The following is a 13,899-nucleotide window of genomic DNA, read 5'->3' as shown; positions in this document are numbered from 1 at the left end:
CACGAAGGAGAGAGAGAGACCATGATGCCTGCACCCGCACCCGCCGCTGTTTCTTCCGTACGTGACGCGCGCTCCGGCGCTGCCCCTTCGAACGGGGCCCGCCTGGTGGCCGTGGGGGGGCGTTCACTTCCCCTCCTGGGGACGTCCGTGGCCGTCGATGCCCGGGGAGGGGTGGCGCGGGTGGTGCTGGAGCAGCGGTTCCAGAACCCGCACGCGGAGCCGCTCGCGGTCACCTACAGCCTGCCCTTGCCGGCGGACAGCGCGGTGAGCGGGTTCGCGTTCCGGGTGGGCGGGCGGCACATCGTGGGGGAGATCGATGGGCGGTCGAAGGCGCGGGCGCGGTACGAGGAGGCGCTCGTGGAGGGGCGGAGCGCGGCGCTGCTGGAGCAGGATCGGTCGAGCCTGTTCACGCAGGAGATCGGGAACATTCCGCCGGGCGCTGAGCTGGTGGCGGAGGTGGTGCTCGACCAGCGGCTCGCGTGGCTGGAAGGCGGGGTGGACGCGGGCGCGCACGCAGGCGCGGGCGCAAACGCAGGCGGGGCTGCCCGAGGAGGGGGCACGGGAGGGGCGTGGGCGTGGCGGTTTCCCACGGTCGTTGCGCCGCGGTACCTGGGTGAGCCGGGGAGGGTGGAGGACGCGGCGCGGGTCACGCAGGAGGTGGCCGACGGGCCGATCGGGGCGCGGGCGTCGCTGCGGTGTGTGGTGCGGGATGCGATCCCCGGAGGGGCGTCGCCGGTGTCGCCGACGCATGCGATCGAGGTGGGCGCGCTGGGGCTCGCGGGCGCGGTGGTGACGCTGCGGGAAGGGGCGCGGCTCGACAGGGATCTGGTGGTGCAGTGGGCGGCGGCAGCGCCGGAGGTGGGGCTGTCGCTCGACGTGGGGCGGCCGCGCGCGGGGAGGACCGCGGGAGACGCCGCGGCGTACGGGCTGCTGACGCTGGTGCCGCCGGCGCGCGAGGCGGAGATGGCGGCGGTGGCGCGGGACATGATCCTCTTGCTCGATACGAGCGGGTCGATGGGCGGGGAGCCGCTCGCGCAGGCGGTGGGGGTGGCGTCGGCGCTGGTGGGGTCGCTGCGGGAGGCAGACCGGATCGAGATCATCGAGTTTTCGAGCCAGGCGCGGCGGTTCAAGGCGGAGGCGGCCTACGCGAGCGAGGCGGTGCGGCGGGAGGCGATCGGGTGGCTCGGAGCGCTGCGGGCGAGCGGGGGGACGGAGATGCGCTCGGGGATCCTGGAGGCGCTGTCGGGGCTGCGCGCAGAGGCGCAGCGGCAGGTGGTGCTGGTGACCGACGGGCAGATCGGGTTCGAGGCGCAGGTGGTGGAGGCGATCCTGGCGCGGCTGCCGGTCGGGTCGCGGCTGCACACGGTGGGGGTGGGGTCGGCCGTGAACCGCTCGCTGACGGCGCCCGCGGCGCGGGCGGGACGCGGGGTGGAGGTGGTGATCGGGCTCGGGGAAGATCCGGGGGCGGCGGCGCAGCGGGTGCTGTCGCGGACGCGGGCGCCGCTGGTGGTGGAGGTGTCGGTCGGGGGGTCGGCGGTGCTCGGGCACGCGCCGGCGCGGCTGCCGGATCTGTTCGCGGGGGCGCCGGCGCTGGTGGGGGTGTCGCTGCGGCCCGAAGGCGGGGAGATCGTGGTGCAGGGGCGGACGGCGCGCGGGGGGTGGGAGCAGCGGGTGACGGTGCCCGCGGTGGGCCGCGGGGAGGGGAACCAGGCGGCAGCGGCGCTGTTCGGGCGAGAGGCCGTGGAGGACCTGGAGATGCAGCGCGCGGCGCTGGCGTCGGGGGAAGGGAGGACGGCGCTCGATCCGGCGATCGAGGGGCTGGGGATCGCGTTCCAGATCGCGACGCGGTTGACGTCGTGGGTGGCGGTGTCGGCGGAGGTGATGGTGGACCCGGGGGCGCCGACGCGGCAGGAGCGGATGCCGCACGAGCTGCCACACGGGATGAGCGCGGAGGGGGTGGGGCTGCGGGCCGCGGCGCCAGGGACGCCGGGGCAGGCGCCGCTGGCGCAGGCGATGCGGGGGGGTCGGGGAGGGCGGGCGCAGGTGCAGAGGGAGATGGCCGCGGGGCAGGCGGCGAAGGGCGAGGCGGCGAAGGCCAAGAAAGAGGCCGTGGTGGAGGGCAGGCGCATCGGAGGCCGCGCGATGAGCGTGGATGACGAGGAGGCCGAGGTGCTCATGGAGTCGCGGTCGCGCTCCGTGTTGCCGGTGGAGGCGCCGGCGATGATGCCGCCGCAGCCTCCGGAGGGCGCGGGACCCATGGAGCAGATCAGGGGGGGGAGGTCGTTCGTAAGCCGTGAGGTAGCGTCGCCGCCAGGGAAGCAGAGGATGCCCTCGCCCGCGTCGCCTACCCCGCCTCCGATGCCCCCCAGGGTGGTGCCGAGCGTGCCGCCCGCGTCGCCTGGGTTTGGTCCGCCGCCGCCGCCTCCTGGGTCTGGTGCGCCGTCTAGGTTTGGTGCGCCGCCAGGGTCTGGTGCGCCGCCAGGGGCTGGTGCGCCGCCAGGGGCTGGTGCGCCGCCGCCTGCGATGGGGGCACGGTCTCCCCGGCGATCGTTCGTCGGGCGCATCGGGCTCCAGAAGGACGATGTGGTGATCGTCTACGTCACGGTGGACGGGGCGCCGCTCGACTGGTCTCCCGCCGGGGAGGTGGAGCTGCACCTGGAGGATGGGTCGGTGGTGCGGACCAGCGTTGTGCCCGCGCCGTCGACGGCCGCAGGGCAGGTGGGCGGAGGGCAGGTGCTGCGCTTGGCGGCGCTGCTGCAGGGCGCGCTGGCCGCACCCATCCAGGTCGTCGTGCTGCACCGCGGAGGTGTGGAGATCCGGATCACGCTCTGAGTCTCCGGGAAGCAGCAGGCCGGAGAGCGGGAGGCTCGTCGTCGGGCGGCCGTGGGGGGGCCGCGATCTGCTCGGCGACGCAGAGGGGGCAGTGAAGGTGCGGCTCCCAGGCGTTGTCGAGCGCAGCGTCGGCGTCGAAGATGCCACGCACCACACCCAGCAACCCTGTGGAGACGTGTCCGGAGCGGCGACGGCGGGTGCCGCGCCAGGTGGCGCGGGCCCTCACCTCGCGGAGGTTCAAGGGTCTGCGCACGACGAGCCCGCGCCGGATGGCGATCATCAGCGAGAGGGACTCGGCGTGGCGCGCGTCGGCCGCCTTTGCCTGCGACCTGCGTTCGTCCCGCATCAGCTCGAGCTGGGCGATGAGCACGGCGAGGAAGAAGGCGACGAACATCCAGGGAGCTTCGCGGAAGAGCTGGTCGATCGTGGAGCTGAGCATCTGGGCCTCGGTGACATCCAGGGTGAGCACGGGTCGGCAAAGGGACGCCGTCGAGGAGGACCTGGGCGTCGGCCGGGTTGACGCTGATGAACAGCACGGCGATCTCGCCGCTCGCCTCCTTCTCGGCCTGCTTGAAGTGGCGCCGCTGCTCGGGCTTCAGGGCTGCTTCGTCCTTGAGGCTCTCGTAGAGGCTCTCGTAGAGGTGCTCGGCAGCGTCGCGGTACCTGCGGAGAGCCAGCTCGCAGACACCGAGATCGCCAAGGACGGGGGCGCGCTGCTCTCGCGGGAGCCCTACGCAGCCTGCGAGCGCGCATCTGCCCTTGTCGAGGCCATACCCGCGCCCCGGCTACCATGTCGGGCGGCTCGATGGCAGCCAGAGGCGAGCGCCGTCGTCATGAGCCCATCTCGACGGAGGGCATTCCGGCCGCTACGCTCGCCCGAGGACGGTGCGGTACACGCGATGGAGTGCGGAGTACGCGAGGTACGGACTCACGTTTCTGCTCTCGTTCGACGTCCCGCCTTGAGCGTTCACGCTCTCGGCGTTGCATGATGGAGGTCGACGCGATGCTGGATCTGGACGTTCACCTGCAGGCGATCGCGGAAGGCGACGCGGCGGCTTTCGGGCGCTGGCTCGCGGGGGCGGAGCCTTCGCTGCGGGAGTCGATGCGGTCGTTCGCGGTGCGGGTGGACGTGGAGGCCGTGCTGCAGGAGGCGCTCCTGCGGGTCTGGCAGGTGGCGCCGCGGCATGCGGCGGACGGTCGCCCGAACAGCCTGTTCCGGGTGGGGGTGCGGATCGCGCGGAACCTGTGCGTGGACGAGCTGCGGAGGGCACGGGTCGCGCCGGTGGACGAGGAGGCGCTGGAGCGCGCCCTGGCCGCGGAGGAGGCGGGGGTGATGCCGGCCGGGCCGGATCCGCTGCTGCGGCGGGTGATCGAGGCGTGCCGCGAGAAGCTGCGCGGCAAGCCCGCCGAGGTGCTGGAGGCGCGGCTCGCGGCGGGCGGGGCAGAGCCGGACGAGGTGCTGGCGGAGCGGCTGGGGATGCGGGCGAACACCTTCCTGCAGAACTTCACGCGGGCGCGGAAGCTGCTGGCGGAGTGCCTGGAGCGGCACAACGTGGACCTCGGGGCGGAGCTGTCATGAGCGGGCCGCACGAGGACGACGAGGTCACGGGGCAGGAGCCGCCGGAAGTGCCGGGTGGGGCGGAGGGGGCAGGCGCGCCGCCGGGTGGGGCAGGTGGGGGAGGCGCGCCGCCGGAGGGCGACGGGGACCGGGAGCGGCTGATCGAGGCGGCGGCAGGGGCGTTCCGGGGGCGGGATCCGGACGGGAACATCCAGGCGCATCCAGCCTGGTACGACCTCGACGAGGCAGGGCGGGCCGAGGCGTACGAGAGGGCGCGGGCGCTGCGCGCGGTGGAGGCGGCGCTGGATCCGGAGGGGCTCTCGACGACGGCGCGGGCCGTGCTGGCGCGCATCCTCGGCGCAGGCCGCCGTTAGGAACGCCTCCGTTCGCACGGGGGAGGGCTCTGCGGCGCTTCCCTCTTCGGCCTCAGTTCCTCGCGGTGCGCTCCATGCTGGCCACGGGGGTAGCGACCATCGGGAGCGTAGGGGCCTCGGCCCCTGATCCAGGGTACGCAGTACTCAGCGGCCGAGGCCCCAGACTTCGCCGGTGGTCCAGGTGGCGTCGAGGAGGGCGAGGGCGGCGTGGACGACTTCTGCGGGGGTGCCGAAGCGGCCCAGGGTGGCGCGCGCGGCGAGGCGGGGGAAGCGGGCGGGGTCGCGGCTGGCTTCGGGGTCGGTGACGACGCCGAGGGAGAGCAGGTTCACGCGCACGTGGGGGGCGAGCTCCAGGGCGAGGGTGCGCAGGCCGGCGTCGAGGGCGCCCTTCGCGGTGATGTACGCGAGGTGGTTCGGGTAGGGGCGGGCCACGCCGGCGTCGCCGAGGGCCACGATGGCGCCGTGGCGCCGGGCGAGGGCCGGGGAGAGTGCGCTGGCGAGGAGGAGTGGGGCGACGGCGTGCACGGTCAGTGCGTCGAGGAGCGCGTCGCGATCGAGATCGGCGAGGGGGGTGCGCGGGAATGGGCCGGAGGCGAGGAGCAGGTGGTCGATGTCGCCGGTCGCGAGGGCCGCGGTGGCGATGCGCGCGGGGGCGTCGGGGGCGCGGAGATCGGCGGGGATGACCTGGGGAGGTGGGGCGCTGGGGGAGGGGTGGGTGCTGGAGGAGGGCGCGGTGAGATCCGCGGCGAGGGACTGGAGGCGCGCGGGATCGCGGGCTGTGAGGACGAGGTGATCGCCGCGGGCGGCGAGGGCGAAGGCGAGGGCGCGGCCGAGGTGGCCGGTGGCGCCGACGAGGAGGACGCGGCGGGCGTCGCTCACCCTGCCTCAGGCAGGGGGGCCGCGACGGACAGCTCGCAGGAGAGCACGCCCTTGATGCCGGCGATCTGGCCGGCCATGGCGGCGAGGTCCGAGGCGCGGCCGCGGAGGGCGGTGACTTGCATGGTGCGCTCCCGGTCGAGGGGGACCACGAGGCTCGCCACGATCAAGGGGGCGCGGTCGCGCTCGATCTCGGAGAGGCGGCCGCTGGACTCGCGCGCGGCGGGGGTGCAGACGACGGTGAGGGTGGCGGCGACGCGCGCGCCGCCCTCGAAGGCTGCGCGGGTGAGATCGGCGCGGATGAGATCGCGCAGGGCCTCGGAGCGGTTCTCGTAGCCGCGGGCGGCGATGCGCTGGTCGAACTCGCCGAGCAAGGCCCGGTCCATCGCCACGCCGAAGCGGACCAGATCGCTCATGGGCGGGAGGCTAGCGGTGGGCGGGGGAACGGGGAAGAGGGCACGGGCTGCGTGGCGGGGAGAGTGACGGGGGGAGTGACGGGGGGAGTGACGGGGGGAGTGACGGGGGACGTGGCGCGGGAGCGATCACTTGCGGCGGTCGAGGTGGCGGCGCGCGGCGTCTTTCACGGGGGAGGTGACGTTCTTGCTCTTGGAGATGGACTTGAGGTCGCTCTCGCGCAGGAGGGGGACGAGCTTGGTGGCCACCATGACGGGGGTGCGCGGGTTCTCCACGAGGCTCTTCTTGATGGTGTAGCTGTGCATCCACTCGGCGGTGGAGGCGATGACGCGGAGCACCTCGTCGGAGATGTTGCGGTTCCTGCTGATGAGGGCGATGTCGTCCTCCTGCATCTGGGGGCTGCGGACGGCGGCGCTGGCGACGAGGCGGTTGTTGTCGCGCACGAGCAGCATGCGCTCCTCGCGGGTGCCGAGCATGGCCCGGCGGATGCGCTGGGAGATGGTCATGTCGGCGAGGCGTTTGTAGAGGGGGAGGAACTTCTCCAGGACCTTCTCCTGGCCCTCATCATCTTCGAGGTGGGTGTCGGTGGTCGCGGCGTCGGTGAGCTCCTCGGCGATCGCGTCGGTCTCCTGGAAGAGCATGTCGTCGGGGGTGGGCTCGGGAGAGGGCTCGGGGATGAGTTCGTCCTTGATGGCGGTGCTCGCCTCGCGCCAGGCGGGGATGCCGGTGAGCTCGACGCTGTTCCTGGTCGCGAGGTCGATGAGGCGGTCGGCCGTCGACATGCGGGTGTGCTTGTTGAGGTAGAGCTTCTCGATGACGCGGGGGTTCTTGAGGAGGCGCTCCTCGTTGACGGCGATGAGCTCGGTCGTGGCCTCGTCGCCGGTCGTGGCGAGGTGGAGGAGGGTCTCCACGTCGATGCGGGGCATCGCGAGGAGCTTCTCCAGCACGGGGGGACGGGCGGTGTAGGCGCGGGCGAGGTGGTCGACGACGGCGGGGGGGAGGTCGCTGCCGAGGGCGCCGGTGAGGATCGGGTCGGGCAGGGCGGCGAGGGTCTTCGTCGCCGTCTCGCGGACCGAGTCGCGCTCGCTCGCGGCGAGGAGCACGAGGACAGTGGTGAGTTCACCCGGCTTGAGGCCAGGGGCGACCCCCCGGGCCGCCATGTCCTGGAGCTTCGGGGGCGCGGAGGGCTGGGCGATCTTCTGGGCGGGCGGAGAGAGCGTGCCCATGTCGATCGGCGGGATCATCGGATCTTGGTCCTTCCAGGTTCGTCGGGGCATTGCTGACCCGACCTCGGCGGATTATCTTGAGGCGGCCGTACGCTCGCAAGGCCGCGCGTGGCGGCGCATCGAGAAAGCGCGGAGTGGCGACGGCAGCGAGAAGCGCCGCAAAAGCGTCGAGAAGAAGCGTCGAACAAAGCGTCGAACAAAGCGTCGAACAAAGCGTCGTCGAACAAAGCGTCGTCGAACAAAGCGTCGTCGAACAAAGCGTCAGAGAGCGTCAGAGTTCGTGGAAGCGCGCCGGAACGAGGCGCACGGGCAGAATCGAAAGGGAGCGCGACATGGGGATTATGGATTTCGTGAAGAGCGGCGTCCGCGAGATGATGATCGCGCGCCCGGATGCGCTGAAGCACCTCATCGTCTACAAGCACCCCGACCAGAACATCCCCTTCTGGTCGCAGCTCACGGTCGACAGTGACGAGTGTGCCCTGTTCTTCAAGGATGGGCGCTACGTCGGCCACCTGCCTGCCGGGCGGCACACGCTCCAGAGCCAGAACATCCCGTTCCTGAACAATCTGGTGAACAAGTTCACGGGTGGGGACGTGTTCATCGCGGAGGTCTTCTTCGTGAAGACCCAGCCGGTGCGCAGCTTGCCGTTCGGCGGGCCGCTGGAGTCGATGGAGGATCCGATCCTCTACGAGTTCGTGACGCCGCGCATCTTCGGCGAGTTCTCGCTGGTGGTGGTGGATCCGGTGCGCTTCGTCATCGGCTACCACGGGCAGGCGGCCGGCGCGAATGACAACGACGCCATCCTCGGCTGGATCAAGGGCAAGTTCTTCATGTCGGTGAAGACGGTGATCGCCCAGACCTGCGCGCAGCAGCAGAAGAGCCTGCTGAACCTCGGCGGCATGAGCATGGAGCTCGCGGGCCGGATCGTGCAGCTAGCGCCGAATCTCGAGGAGATCGGGGTCCGGGTGCTCGAGATCGGCAACTTCAACATCAACTTCGCGCCGGAGGATCAGAAGCTCCTGCGCGAGGCGAACAAGTCGCGCGGCGAGGCGCGGCGCAACGTGAGCATCGCCGCCGATCAGGCGCGGGCGAAGCAGTTCGAGCTGGACCAGAAGTTCGGGCAGGACGCGCGCTACACGCAGATGGCGGGCGGCTGGAACCAGTACGCGGCAGGGCAGGCGATGCTCGGCGCGGGCGAGGGGATGGCCAAGGGTGGCGGGGACGCCGGTGTCGCGGGTCTCGGGGCGCAGATGGCGGTGGGCGTGGGGATGGCGAACATGATGAACCCGGCGCACCAGCAGGGGTACGGTCACCCCGGCTACCCGCCGCCTGGCTATCCTGGCGCGCCGCAGGGTTACCCGGGAGCACCGCAGGGCGCACAGCCCGGCTATCCCGGCGGGCCGCAAGGCTACCCCGCGGCGCCGCAGGGCTATGCGGGAGCGCCACAAGGAGCGCCGCCGGGGGCTCCCCAGGGAGCGGCCGGTGGAGGGGCGCAGAGCGTGGAGCAGCGGCTGCAGCGCCTCGCCGAGCTGAAGGGGAAGGGGCTGATCTCCGAGGAAGACTTCCAGGCCCGCAAGGCGAAGATCCTGGAAGAGATCTGAGCACGCCGTCGGCGACTCGGCGCGTTCATCCCACGCGTTCCCTCCGCGCGTTCCCTCTGCGCGTTCATTCCGCACGTTTCTAGAGTCGCCGATATCTCCCGTGCCACCGCTCCGTGCGGGCACGTCACCTGACCGACGTGGCCGGGGACTCCGCCCACTTCCAACCACGACGAGCACCAGGCCCGGAGCGGCATCACGCCCCGAAATTTTCGGGTGGATCGTGCGGCGATGGGGCCCTGGCAGGCCTTGCTCGGCGGGGCTGCGGGGGCGTGTGCCCTCGCGGTGCCGACATGACGCGAGGAGCCCATACAAAAGGGCCGGAGTACGGCCCAGGTGTATTAAGCTCGCCGCGTGCCTTCAACGCTGCGCATGCACCCAGGCACTCTCCCGAGCGGTGGCGAGGCCGCGACGGGGAGCCCGGGGGAGGGGCCGCAGTCAGCGCCGCTCCAGGTAGACCGCCCCTCGCCTCGGGCCCGACGTTGCCCGCAGTGCAAACAGACCTTCTCGTCGACGAATGCGCGTTTCTGCCCGTTCGACGGCACCAACCTGGTCGACGCGAGCGACTGGAGCCCGAGCGCGGATCCCCTGATCGGCGCGGTGCTCGGCGGCCGGTACGAGGTGCTGTCCCTGCTCGGTGAGGGCGGGATGGGCACCGTGTACGAGGTGCGGCACGCGACGCTCGGGCGCACGCTGGCGATGAAGGTGCTGCGCCGGGACATCGCGAAGGATCCGGACCTCGTGGCGCGCTTCACCCAGGAGGCGAAGGCCGCGGCCGGGATCGGGCACCCCAACATCGTGACGGTGATGGACTTCGGCTCCATCGAGGGAGGGCCGCGAGAGTCGAGCCAGCCGTTCTTCGTGATGGAGCTGCTCGAAGGGGTGTCCCTGGGGACGCTGCTCCGCACCGAGAAGCAGGTGACGCCCGCGCGGATCGCGCCGCTGTTCATCCAGTGTGCGCGGGCGCTGGAAGCCGCGCACGCGGCCGGCGTGGTGCACCGCGATCTCAAGCCGGACAACGTGTTCGTCGTCCGCAAGGGGGACGCGGAGCAGGTGAAGCTCCTGGATTTCGGGGTGGCCAAGGTGGCGGGGAACCGGCGGCTCACCCGGGTGGGGATGGTGTTCGGGACGCCGCATTACATGAGCCCCGAGCAGGCCGAAGGGAAGCAGGTGGATGGGCGCACGGATGTGTATGCGCTCGGCGTGATCATGTACGAGTGCTTCTCGGGGCGGGTGCCCTTCGAGGCCGATACGTACATGGGGGTCCTCACCAAGCACATGTTCGCGGTGCCCGAGCCCATCGAGCGGGTGGCGCCGGATGCGTCCGCGCTGGGGTCGTTCGGGCCCATCGTGATGCGCTGCCTGGCCAAGCGCGCCGAGGAGCGGTTCGCGACGATGACGGAGCTGGCAGAGGCGCTGGAGCAGGCGCTCGCCAACCCGAAAGAGGCAGCCGTGGGGAGCGAGCGCCCACGGCGGCCCGCGATGCGGCTGCGGGACTCGAACCCGATGCTGGGGCCGGTGCAGCTCCCCGAGGTGGTGGCAGCGCCGTCGATGTCACAGCGCACGAAGGCGGCCATCGCGGTGACTGCGGTGGTGGTGCCTCTGGTGGCGGCGCTCGGTTTGCGGAGCTGGATCGGGGACAGCGGGACCACGGAGGCCACCTCGCCGGAAGGGACGTCGGCGCAGGAGCCTTCGCCGGTCGCGGCCAGGCCGCCGGCACAGGTCAGCGCGAGCGCGGCAGCCACCCAGGAAGCCGCGGCGCCAACGACGTCACTGGTGCCGCCGACGTCGCCGACGTCGCCGACGTCGCCGACGTCAGTGGAGACGACGGCGGTGGTGGAGCCGGACGCGCCCGAGGCGCCGAGCGCAGCGCCGAGCGCGACGGCGCTGACGAGCGCACGCCCGGCGGGGACGCCCACCGGAGGCTCCGGCGGGCAGCGCGGGAGCACGACGCCGAAGACGCCCGTGGGCGAGGGCGACATCGTGGATCCCTGGAGCAAGAAGAAGAAGAAGTAGCCGCCGCGCGGCGACGGACGAAGCATCCAAGGTGGCGAAGCAACAGTTGCTCCTGGTCGACGCGGATCCGCGCAGCCTGCGGGTCCTGGAGGTGAGCCTTCGCAAGGCCGGCTACAGCGTCACCACCGCGAAGGACGGGCTCGATGCGCTGGTGAAGCTCGAACTCTCGACGCCGGATCTGGTGCTCGCCGACAGCCGGCTGCCGAACCTCGATGGCTACGGGCTGGTCAGCCGGATGAAGGAGCACGCCGAGTGGGCGTCGATCCCGGTGGTGTTCCTGACCAGCCAGAAGTCGGTGGAGGACAAGATCCGGGGGCTGGAGCTCGGGATCGAGGACTACCTGACGAAGCCGATCTTCGTGCGCGAGCTGATCGCGCGGGTGAAGCTGCTCCTGGCGCGGCGGGAGCGCGAGGGCTTCACGACGCGCTCGGGGCCGAGCGGGAGGATGCGGTTCTCGGGGGCGATCGCGGACATGAACGTGGTCGACCTCCTGCAGACCTTCGAGGTGAGCCGCAAGAGCGGGGTCGTGCACCTCGCGAGCGGCGAGGACGAGGCGCACATCTACTTCCGCGACGGCAAGGTGGTGGACGCGACCCTGGGCCGCCTCGCGGGCGAGGAGGCCGTCTACCGCGCGCTGCTCTGGAGCGAGGGGACCTTCGAGGTCGAGTTCTGCAAGGTGGAGAGCCCCGACGTGATCGACGCGTCGACGCAGGGCCTCCTGATGGAGGGGATGCGTCGGGTGGACGAGTGGGGGCGGCTCCTCGAAGCGCTGCCGCCGCTCTCCACGGTGTTCGACGTGGACCACGAGGAGCTGCTCGAGCGGCTGAACGAGATCCCCGACGAGCTGAACGGCATCCTGCGGCTCTTCGACGGGCGGCGGACGCTGATGCAGGTGGTGGACACCTCGCCGTTCGAGGATCTGTCGACCCTGTCGACCATCTCGAAGCTGTACTTCGAGGGGCTCCTGGTCCCGGCGGCGACGCCGACGGCAGGCGCGGAAGACGTGGTGCCGAGCGTGGAGCCGGAGGGCACCGGGGACGATCTGCAGGGGCCGGCATCGCTCGGGACCCGGTTCCGGCGCATGCACCAGGGGCTGGGGCACGAGGGGGAGCCTTTGCCCCTGTCGGTGAGCAGCGAGGAGCTTGCCGAGGACGGCGGGGTCGTCCCTGCTCCGCTGTCGGTGCAGCCGCAGACGCTGCGGGTGCTGCTGCGCGGGGCGGTCGATGCCGTGTCGCCGGTGGTGGTGGCGGAGGTCGGGTCAAGAGCCGCGCCGAGGGCAGGTGACACCGCGCTCGGGGGGGCGAGGACGGCGGTTGCGCAGAGGGAGGCCGCCGAAGGGACTGGCCGAGGGGCGGGAGGCGCGGCCGGGGTGGCGGCTGGAGGCGTGTTCGGTCCGGCGGGCGGCGGTGCAAGGTTGGTGGCCGCCAGGGCAGGGGCTGGTGGGGGCGGCGATGAGGCGACGCTCGCGTCGGCGCGCGACGAAGAAGCGACGCGGGGTGCAGAGGCGGGCGCGGGCAGGGGCGGCGATGAGGCGACGCTCGCGTCGGCGCACGCCGAAGAAGCGACGCGGGGTGCAGAGGCGGGCGCGGGCAGGGGCGGCGATGAGGCGACGCTCGCGTCGGCGCACGCCGAAGAAGCGACGGCTGCAGGGGTGGTGCGGGCTGCGGGCGAGAGAGGGCCTGCAGAGGCGGCGAGGGCTGCGGAGGAGAGGGCGCCTGCGGAGGTCGCAGAGGCGGCGCGCGCTGCGGACGCTGCGGAAGGGATGTCGCCTGCAGAGACGGTGCGGACTGCGGCACTGGCGCCGGTGAGGGAAGCGGTGGGGGACGGGGGTCGAGCGACACCGGCCGAGGCTGCGCCCCAGGCTGAGCCGCAGCGGGGAGCGGACGGCGGGCAGGGGCCACCTCCAGCACGCGGGCCTGCCGATGGGCGCGCGTCTCCTGCGGCGTCGGACGGCAGCGCTGACAACGTGACGGCAGACGCTGCAGCCGCGCTGGGACAGCTCGCGGAAGAGAAGACGCCGGAAGCCGGGACCCTGCGTACGGAAGAGTCATGGGAGCATCGCGCTCCGGCACCAGGAGGGGCCGGCGCGCTGGAGCGTGCAGCGACGGCGCTGGTGCCCAGAGAGCCGGGAGCGCTGGAGACCGTGCCCGCGAAGGAAGCGGAGGCCTCGCCAGCCCGGGCGCCGCGACGCGACGCCGAGGAGGATGAGGGCGAAGGGACGGCGCGCGAGTCGATGCTGGGCCATCCGGAGCGGGAGGCGCGGCGGGCGCGGCTCCTGCGGGTGGTGGTCGGGCTGGTGGTGGGGCTCGCGCTGACCGTCGGGGGAATCTGGATGGTGAACCGGACGCGCCAGTCGCGGAGGGTGGAGGTGCCCGAGGTGAAAGCGCCGTCCCCGCCGTCGGCGGAGGTAGGGTCCACGCACGACGCTGCAGCGCGCGCATCGACCGTGAGCGCGTCGGAACAGCCTCCGGTGGGATCGGCGTCGAGTGCGGCGCCGACCGCGGTGCCGAGCGCCGAGGCCCTCGTCGAACCGGTCACTCCGGACGGGGCGGCCTCGGCGTCCGCGAGCGCTGCGTCCTCGGCACCGCCTCCGGCCTCGGCACCTGCCAGCGCGGGCGGGGAAGCGTCGGCCGCTGCGAAGGGGTCGGCGTCGCCGTCGCCGTCGACGCCAGCGCCGGTGGACGACGAGAAGGCGCCGCTGTCGACGCGGGTCATGCGCGCCATGGAGGCGGGCCAAGGCGCGCGGGCCGTGCAGCTCGCCCAGCAGCTCACGGCAGGGTCGCCGGGGAGCGCGAGCGCGTGGCATCTGCGGGGGGCGGCAGAGCAGTCCGCGGGCCGGGGAGGGACCGCCTCGTTCCGCAAGTGCGCCGAGCTTTCACCGCCGGACTCCGAGCTGGGCGCGGAGTGCCGCGCGCTCGCCGGGATGCCCTGAAGCGCGCCGTCTGATCCGCTCCGGGAAGCAGGTGATGGCCTCGGCCGTGAGCACCAGGAGCTATCCGGGGAGA

At 72.5% G+C, this 13,899-nt stretch carries 11 protein-coding genes; 7 read left to right on the top strand and 4 right to left on the bottom strand.

The window, feature by feature from the left end; all coding sequences use genetic code 11:
• Positions 1–21: 21 nt before the first annotated feature.
• Positions 22–2,832, top strand: a complete 2,811-nt coding sequence (locus tag CAP_RS04710; RefSeq protein ID WP_081864559.1) for a VIT domain-containing protein — start codon at positions 22–24, stop codon at positions 2,830–2,832.
• Here CAP_RS04710 and CAP_RS04705 read toward each other — a convergent pair.
• Positions 2,822–3,271, bottom strand: coding sequence for a hypothetical protein (locus CAP_RS04705; RefSeq protein ID WP_156040493.1), 450 nt, complete (start codon positions 3,269–3,271; stop codon positions 2,822–2,824). The genes CAP_RS04710 and CAP_RS04705 overlap by 11 nt on opposite strands.
• Between CAP_RS04705 and CAP_RS49880 the strand changes: the two genes are divergently transcribed.
• From CAP_RS49880 to CAP_RS04690, 3 genes are read left to right on the top strand one after another with little or no spacing between them, the layout of a single operon-like run.
• Entirely contained in the window at positions 3,258–3,821 is a 564-nt protein-coding gene (locus tag CAP_RS49880) for a hypothetical protein (protein WP_156040492.1), read from the top strand. The genes CAP_RS04705 and CAP_RS49880 overlap by 14 nt on opposite strands.
• Positions 3,818–4,411 carry an RNA polymerase sigma factor gene (locus CAP_RS49875; RefSeq protein WP_156040491.1) on the top strand — a complete coding sequence of 198 codons (594 nt, stop codon included), beginning with the start codon at positions 3,818–3,820 and terminating at the stop codon, positions 4,409–4,411. The genes CAP_RS49880 and CAP_RS49875 overlap by 4 nt, the downstream gene beginning before the upstream one ends.
• Positions 4,408–4,764: a hypothetical protein gene (locus CAP_RS04690; protein WP_044236549.1), complete on the top strand. Its 357-nt coding sequence runs from the start codon at positions 4,408–4,410 to the stop codon at positions 4,762–4,764. The genes CAP_RS49875 and CAP_RS04690 overlap by 4 nt, the downstream gene beginning before the upstream one ends.
• A 144-nt stretch (positions 4,765–4,908) precedes the next feature.
• Here CAP_RS04690 and CAP_RS04685 read toward each other — a convergent pair whose 3' ends face one another.
• From CAP_RS04685 to CAP_RS04675, 3 genes are all read right to left on the bottom strand, one after another.
• On the bottom strand, positions 4,909–5,643 hold the full coding sequence (locus CAP_RS04685) for an SDR family oxidoreductase (protein WP_044236548.1): 735 nt from the start codon (positions 5,641–5,643) through the stop codon (positions 4,909–4,911).
• Positions 5,640–6,056, bottom strand: coding sequence for a CopG family ribbon-helix-helix protein (locus CAP_RS04680; protein ID WP_044236546.1), 417 nt, complete (start codon positions 6,054–6,056; stop codon positions 5,640–5,642). Before CAP_RS04680 ends, CAP_RS04685 begins: the two co-directional genes overlap by 4 nt.
• Positions 6,057–6,182: 126 nt before the next feature.
• Positions 6,183–7,298 carry a hypothetical protein gene (locus tag CAP_RS04675; protein ID WP_044236544.1) on the bottom strand — a complete coding sequence of 372 codons (1,116 nt, stop codon included), beginning with the start codon at positions 7,296–7,298 and terminating at the stop codon, positions 6,183–6,185.
• 314 nt (positions 7,299–7,612) lie between these two features.
• Here CAP_RS04675 and CAP_RS04670 point away from each other — a divergent pair, with 314 nt between their 5' ends.
• From CAP_RS04670 to CAP_RS43725, 3 genes are all read left to right on the top strand, one after another.
• Positions 7,613–8,881: an SPFH domain-containing protein gene (locus tag CAP_RS04670; protein WP_044236542.1), complete on the top strand. Its 1,269-nt coding sequence runs from the start codon at positions 7,613–7,615 to the stop codon at positions 8,879–8,881.
• Positions 8,882–9,250: 369 nt separating this feature from the next.
• Complete coding sequence (locus CAP_RS04665; protein WP_052374166.1) at positions 9,251–10,894, top strand: serine/threonine protein kinase; 1,644 nt, start codon at positions 9,251–9,253, stop codon at positions 10,892–10,894.
• Between the two features lie 31 nt (positions 10,895–10,925).
• Complete coding sequence (locus CAP_RS43725) at positions 10,926–13,826, top strand: DUF4388 domain-containing protein (RefSeq protein ID WP_081864556.1); 2,901 nt, start codon at positions 10,926–10,928, stop codon at positions 13,824–13,826.
• The last annotated feature ends 73 nt before the right edge of the window (positions 13,827–13,899 follow it).

Origin of the sequence: Chondromyces apiculatus DSM 436 (assembly GCF_000601485.1) — a bacterium.
Lineage (GTDB): Bacteria > Myxococcota_A > Polyangia > Polyangiales > Polyangiaceae > Chondromyces > Chondromyces apiculatus.
The sequence above is the reverse complement of the archived record's forward strand: the minus strand, read 5'-3'. Positions and strand labels throughout refer to the sequence as shown.